We start from the raw sequence: 6,300 nt of genomic DNA on the forward strand, positions 1-6,300 counted from the left end.
GGGTGGGCTGGTTGAATGAGCGGTATGGCCCTTGACTCCAAGATCGCCGCGAGGCTGAAGCGCAACGCCGACGGCCTCGTGCCCGCCATCGTCCAGCAGCACGACACCGGCGAGGTGCTCATGCTGGCCTGGATGAACGACGAGGCGCTGCACCTGACGCTCACCACCGGCAGCGCCACCTACTGGTCCCGCAGCCGCGCCGAGATCTGGGTGAAGGGCGCCACCTCCGGCAACGTCCAGCACGTCAGGTCCGTGGCGCTCGACTGCGACGCCGACACCATCCTGCTCAAGGTCGACCAGGTGGGTGCCGCCTGCCACACCGGCGACCGCACGTGCTTCGACGCCGACCGGCTCGAGCTCGCGCTCGGCTAGGAGGGCGGCGAGGTGGAGTCCAAGGAGCGGCGGGCACGCGGCGAGCTGTGGGGGTGGGTCCTGGGCACGGCCCTGGGCTGCGCGCTCGTGCTGCTCGCGGCCGGCCGCGGCTGGGTGCGGCTCCTGGAGAGCGACGCCGGCGCGGCGGTGCCCACTGGCGGCGAGCTCAGTCCCGTGCTGACCCCCCTGGCGCTGGCCGGGCTGGCGGGCGTGGTGGCGGTGCTGGCCACCAAGGGCATCGGACGCCGCGTCGTGGGCGGGCTGCTCGCCCTGTGCGGTGCCGGCGCGGCGGCCGGCACCTGGGCGGCGGTGAACGCCGGCACCGTGACCGGCTGGCTGCGTGACCGGAACGTCATGCAGGGCCAGCACGACCTGCCCTGGGAGGTCGTGCCGCTCTGGCCGGCCGTCGCGGCGGCGGGAGCGGCCCTGGTGATCGCCGGGGGAGTCGTCGCGATCGTGCGAGGGAGCAGGTGGGCGGGCATGTCGGCGCGTTTCGAGCGGGCCGCCACCCCGGCCGGGGCACGGCCGCGGGACGACCGGTCGCTGTGGGAGGCGCTCGACCGCGGCGACGATCCGACCGACTCCAGGTGAGATCCGGCGGGTACGAATCATTTCCGTGCTGAACCTGTGTCCGCTTGGCAAACCTTTTCTCAATAGGCTGCCGTTGCAACGCGCACGAAACAGTTGAGGAGCCAAGCGGATGAGCTACGGGGATCAGGGCGGTGGCGGCTACGGCGCGCAGCCACCCGGCGGTGGTTATGGCCAGCAGCCGCCCGGCGGGGCGGGCGGCTATGGCCAGCAGCCGCCCAGCGGCGGCGGGTACGGCCAGCCCCCGGCCGGCGGCGGCTACGGCGGGTACGGCGAGCAGGCGCCCGGCGGCGGCTACGGCGAGCAGCCCTACAGCGGCGGCTACGGCCAGCAGCCGCCCAGCGGGGCCGGCTACGGTCAGCAGCCGCCCAGCTATCCGCAGGAGCAGCTCGGCTATGGCCAGCTGCCCCCGAGCGGCGGCTATGGCCAGCAGCCGCCCAGCTACGGCTACGCCCAGCCGAACTACGGTTACGCCGCCCCGCCGCCCAGGTCCACCAACGGCATGGCGGTGGCCTCGCTGGTCATGGGCATCATCGGCCTGGTCTTCTGCGGGCTCACCAGCATTCCGGGGGTGATCCTCGGGCACATCGCGCTCAGCCGTATCAAGAAGACCGGCGAGGAAGGCTCGGGCATGGCCGTCGGCGGCCTGGTGACCTCCTACATCACCGTCGTGCTGTGGCTGCTGTGCTGGATCGTTTTCGGCGGCCTGCTGCTGTCCCTGATCGGGATCAGCGCCGCCGCCACGTCCAGCGTGGAGAGCTACTGACCTGGCCCGGTTCGCGAGCATAGCCGCACCGTGACGGCCTGCTTGCGTTCCGATTACGGTTTATCCCCAAATTACGCGTTGGCCCACGTAGAAGATGCTTTATCGCTAGGCTGCCGCGCGCAACTCAACTCAAAGATGACGACATGGGGGTCATTAGCATGAGTTACGGGAACCAGGGCGACGGCGGTTACGGCGCCCAGCCCCCCGGTGGTGGGTACGGGGGCGGCTACGGCCAGCAGCCGCAGAGTGGCGGTGGCTATGGTCAGCAGCCGCCGAGCGGCGGTGGTTACGGTCAGCAGCCGCCGAGCGGTGGCGGCTACGGCCAGCAGCCGCCCAGCGGCGGTGGCTATGGTCAGCAGCCGCCGAGCGGCGGTGGTTACGGTCAGCAGCCGCCGAGCGGTGGCGGGTACGACAGCGGCGGCTACGGCGGTGGTGGTTACGGCCAGCAGCCTCCCGGTGGTGGCGGCTACGGTGGCGGTCCCGGCGGCAACCCGCCGGACAACCAGTTGGTCCCCGCCATCCTCACCACCCTGTTCTGCTGCCTCCCGCTGGGCATCGTGGCGATCGTGAAGTCGTCGCAGGTGAACTCGAAGTGGCAGGTCGGTGACTACCAGGGCGCCATGCAGGCGGCCGAGGAAGCCAAGACGTGGTGGAAGCGCAGCCTGATCTTCGGCGGCATCGCGATCGTCCTCCTGATCATCTTCTACGTCATCGTCTTCGTCCTGCTCGCCGCGAGCGTCCCCACCACCACGTACTAGAGGGCGGAGCGACATCGGGGGCATAGGGAAGGCGGATGATAGAAGCATGAAGATCGCAACGACCGAGTGGCGCGACACGCCCCGGCTCAGGGGCCTGCTCGCGCCGCTCGGTGTTGCGGCCGTGACCGGGGCGGCGTTCGCGTTCGTCGGCGTGGTGGATCCCAATCAGCCCGGCCACTACCCCACGTGCCCGTTCCTGTGGATCACCGGCCTCTACTGCCCGGGATGCGGGACGCTGCGCACCATGCACGCGCTGGCGCACCTCGATCCGGTCGCCGCGCTCGGGCTCAATCCCCTCGCCGTGGCGACGATCCCGTTCCTGCTGTTCTGGTGGGGCCGCTGGGTCGTCCGCGTCCTGCAGGGCAGACCCCGCCGCATGACACTCGCCCACCCGGCGTGGCTCTGGGGGTTCATCGCGATCGTCATGGTTTACTGGGTCGTCCGTAACCTGCCTTTCGGGGCGTTCCTCGCGCCCTAGTCAGGGGCCTGTGGTGAGCTGACCCCGCAAGGCCGATACCATCGCAGGACAAGGCTGAGAGCGGACGCGACGCGAACTCTCCGCCACCCCCACTGTCGACCGGAGGGACCTCAAGCGCGTGAGTGAGCGGACGGAAGGGCCGAGCGTCCTCGACGACATCCTCGAAGGGGTGCGCGCCGACCTCGCCGCACGTCAGCAGGCCGTGTCCATCGACGAGCTCAAGCAGCGCGCCGAGCGTGCCCACGCGCCCAGGGACGCGATGTCCGCGCTCGGGGGTGACAGGATCTCGGTGATCGCCGAGGTCAAGCGCTCGAGTCCGTCCAAGGGGGCGCTCGCCGCGATCGCCGATCCGGCCGCGCTGGCGGCCGACTACGAGGCCGGCGGCGCCCACGTCATCAGCGTGCTGACCGAGCGGCGCAAGTTCGGGGGCAGCCTCGACGACCTGACCGCCGTGCGCGCCAGGGTCGACATCCCGATCCTGCGCAAGGACTTCATCCTCACCTCCTACCAGCTCTGGGAGGCCAGGGCCCACGGCGCCGACCTGGCGCTGCTGATGGTGGTCTGCCTGGAGCAGGAGGCGTTGGTGTCGCTGATCGAGCGGGCCGAGTCGATCGGTCTCACCCCGCTGGTCGAGGTGCACACCGAAGAGGAGCTCGACCGGGCGGTCGCCGCCGGCGCCAGGGTCATCGGGGTCAACGCCCGCAATCTGAAGACCCTCGAGGTCGACCGCGAGGTCTTCGCGAAGCTGGCGCCGAAGATCCCCGATAACGTGATCAAGATTGCCGAGTCGGGCGTGCGCGGTCCGCATGACCTGCTCGCCTACGCCCGGGCCGGCGCCGACGCCGTCCTGGTGGGGGAGAGCCTGGTCACGGGCAATGATCCGCGCAAGGCAGTGGAGGCGCTGGTGACCGCCGGCGCCCATCCGTCGACTCGCCCCGACCACTCAGCAGAGGGATAGCAGTGGCAAACGAAGGCTCCATCCTGACCGCCGCCGACCTGGCGGGCAACGGCGCGCACGGCGATGATCCCGACGTGCACGGCAAGTTCGGCATCTTCGGCGGCCGATACGTGCCGGAGGCGCTCATCCCGGCGCTCGACGAGGTGGCCGCGGTCTACGAGAAGGCCAAGCACGACGCGGAGTTCATCCGCGAGTTCGACCACCTGCTGCGGACCTACGCCGGCCGGCCGACGACGCTGACCGACGTGCCACGCTTCAGCGAGCAGGCCGGCGGCGCGAGGATCGTGCTCAAGCGCGAGGACCTCACCCACACCGGCGCCCACAAGATCAACAACGTGCTGGGCCAGGCGCTGCTGACCAAGCGCCTGGGCAAGAAGCGCGTGATCGCCGAGACCGGCGCGGGCCAGCACGGCGTCGCCACCGCGACCGCGGCCGCCCTGCTCGGCCTGGAGTGCGTGATCTACATGGGCGCGGTCGACTGCGAGCGCCAGGCCCTCAACGTGGCCAGGATGAAGCTGCTCGGCGCCACCGTGGTGCCGGTGACCAACGGCTCCCAGACGCTGAAGGACGCCATCAACGAGGCGTTCCGCGACTGGGTGACCAACGTCGACACCACCCACTACCTGTTCGGCACGGTCGCGGGGCCGCACCCGTTCCCCGAGATCGTGCGCGACTTCGCGCGCATCATCGGCGTCGAGGCCCGCCGCCAGATCGTGGAGCTGACCGGCAGGCTGCCCGACGCGGTGTGCGCGGCGGTCGGCGGCGGCAGCAACGCGATCGGCGTCTTCCACGCCTTCATCGGCGACGAGGGCGTGCGGCTGCACGGCTATGAGGCGGCAGGGCACGGTCTGGAGAGCGGCGAGCACGCGCTCACCCTGACCGCCGGCTCGGTCGGCGTGCTGCACGGCTCGCGCACCTACGTGCTGCAGGACGACGAGGGCCAGACCATCGAGTCCCACTCGATCTCGGCCGGGCTCGACTATCCGGGCGTCGGCCCCGAGCACGCCTGGCTGAAGGACTCGGGCCGCGCCACCTACCACGGCGTCACCGATGACGAGGCCATGGCGGCGTTCTCGCTGCTGGCCAGGACCGAGGGCATCATCCCGGCGATCGAGTCCTCCCACGCCCTGGCGGGCGCGCTGGAGCTGGGCCGCGAGCTCGGCCCGGAGGCGATCATCCTGGTCAACCTCTCCGGCCGCGGTGACAAGGACATGGGCACGGCGATGAAATACTTCAACCTCTGACGAGCCGCCACACCGGCGCGGGGAACTCCGGGTGTCCCCGTGCCGGGGCATCATGGCGGGACTCGCCCTTTCGAAACGGACAGACATGACGACTCTTCAGACGGTTTTCGCCAAGGCGAAGGCGGACAACCGGGCCGCGCTCGTCGGCTACCTGCCGGCGGGCTTCCCGTCCAAGGACGGCGCCATCGCCGCCGCCGCGGCCCTGGTGGAGGCCGGCTGCGACGTCATCGAGATCGGCCTGCCCTACTCCGACCCGCTCATGGACGGGCCGACGATCCAGGACGCGGTGCACAGGTCGCTGATCAACGGCACGCGGATCGCCGACGTGATGCGCACGGTCGAGGGAGTCGCCGCCACGGGCGCGGCCACACTGGTCATGACCTACTGGAATCCCGTCGACCGCTACGGCGCCGAGCGGTTCGCCCGTGACCTGGCCAACGCCGGCGGGGTGGGCACGATCACGCCCGACCTGACGCCGGAGGAGTCGGAGCCGTGGCGCGCCGCCTCGGCGGGCGCGGGCATCGACACGGTGTTCCTGGTGGCGCCCAGCTCGACGGAGGGGCGCATCAAGGCCGTCGTCGACTGCTGCACGGGCTTCGTCTACGCGGCCTCGCTGATGGGCGTCACGGGCGCGCGGGAGAGCGTCAACGTCGCCGCCGAGGGGCTGGTCCAGCGCACCAAGGAGCACACCGACCTGCCGGTGTGCGTGGGCCTGGGCGTCGGCACGGGAGCGCAGGCGGCCGAGGTGGCGGCCTACGCCGACGGGGTGATCGTGGGGTCGGCGTTCATCCGGCGGCTGCTCGACGCGCCCGACGAGGCCGCGGGCCGGGAGTCCGTCGCCGCCCTCGCCAGGGACATGGCGCAGGGGGTACGCCGCGGGTAAGGGCGGACTTTGCCGCCTATGTGACGGGATTTCGGGACAAGAGCAAAGATCTGGCGCGTACGTCCATGGCGGGCGGTCCGGCGTCCGGGTGATGATCGGGGCTCCCGAGCGGTGTGACGCATGACCCGAAAGACATCCCAGGGGCTTTAGTTGTCAAGCAGCAAGCGACTCGGTGTGATGCGACCAGGCGGTTGCCTCGTCGTAGAGGGTGCCGGTTTTGAGGCAGCCGTGCAGGATGCCGACGAGGCGGTTG

Annotated in this window: 8 protein-coding genes; all 8 read left to right on the forward strand. The window is 70.7% G+C overall.

The genetic code is table 11. The features are described 5' to 3' along the window. Positions 1-24: 24 nt before the first annotated feature. Positions 25-372 carry a phosphoribosyl-AMP cyclohydrolase gene (gene hisI, locus ABGB18_RS22790; RefSeq protein WP_347697575.1) on the forward strand — a complete coding sequence of 116 codons (348 nt, stop codon included), beginning with the start codon at positions 25-27 and terminating at the stop codon, positions 370-372. Positions 373-384: 12 nt separating this feature from the next. Continuing rightward, positions 385-963 carry a Trp biosynthesis-associated membrane protein gene (locus tag ABGB18_RS22795; RefSeq protein ID WP_347697576.1) on the forward strand — a complete coding sequence of 193 codons (579 nt, stop codon included), beginning with the start codon at positions 385-387 and terminating at the stop codon, positions 961-963. A gap of 109 nt (positions 964-1,072) precedes the next feature. Continuing rightward, complete coding sequence (locus tag ABGB18_RS22800; RefSeq protein WP_347697577.1) at positions 1,073-1,726, forward strand: DUF4190 domain-containing protein; 654 nt, start codon at positions 1,073-1,075, stop codon at positions 1,724-1,726. A 158-nt stretch (positions 1,727-1,884) separates the two neighbouring features. Continuing rightward, positions 1,885-2,484, forward strand: a complete 600-nt coding sequence (locus tag ABGB18_RS22805; RefSeq protein ID WP_347697578.1) for a CD225/dispanin family protein — start codon at positions 1,885-1,887, stop codon at positions 2,482-2,484. Positions 2,485-2,530: 46 nt separating this feature from the next. Continuing rightward, positions 2,531-2,962, forward strand: coding sequence for a DUF2752 domain-containing protein (locus tag ABGB18_RS22810; RefSeq protein WP_347697579.1), 432 nt, complete (start codon positions 2,531-2,533; stop codon positions 2,960-2,962). A gap of 118 nt (positions 2,963-3,080) precedes the next feature. Continuing rightward, complete coding sequence (gene trpC, locus ABGB18_RS22815) at positions 3,081-3,920, forward strand: indole-3-glycerol phosphate synthase TrpC (protein WP_347697580.1); 840 nt, start codon at positions 3,081-3,083, stop codon at positions 3,918-3,920. Positions 3,921-3,958: 38 nt separating this feature from the next. Then, positions 3,959-5,164 carry a tryptophan synthase subunit beta gene (gene trpB / locus ABGB18_RS22820; protein WP_347697593.1) on the forward strand — a complete coding sequence of 402 codons (1,206 nt, stop codon included), beginning with the start codon at positions 3,959-3,961 and terminating at the stop codon, positions 5,162-5,164. Positions 5,165-5,249: 85 nt separating this feature from the next. Continuing rightward, complete coding sequence (gene trpA, locus ABGB18_RS22825) at positions 5,250-6,047, forward strand: tryptophan synthase subunit alpha (RefSeq protein ID WP_347697581.1); 798 nt, start codon at positions 5,250-5,252, stop codon at positions 6,045-6,047. The last annotated feature ends 253 nt before the right edge of the window (positions 6,048-6,300 follow it).

Origin of the sequence: Nonomuraea sp. B12E4 (assembly GCF_039871825.1) — a bacterium.
Taxonomy (GTDB): Bacteria; Actinomycetota; Actinomycetes; order Streptosporangiales; family Streptosporangiaceae; genus Nonomuraea.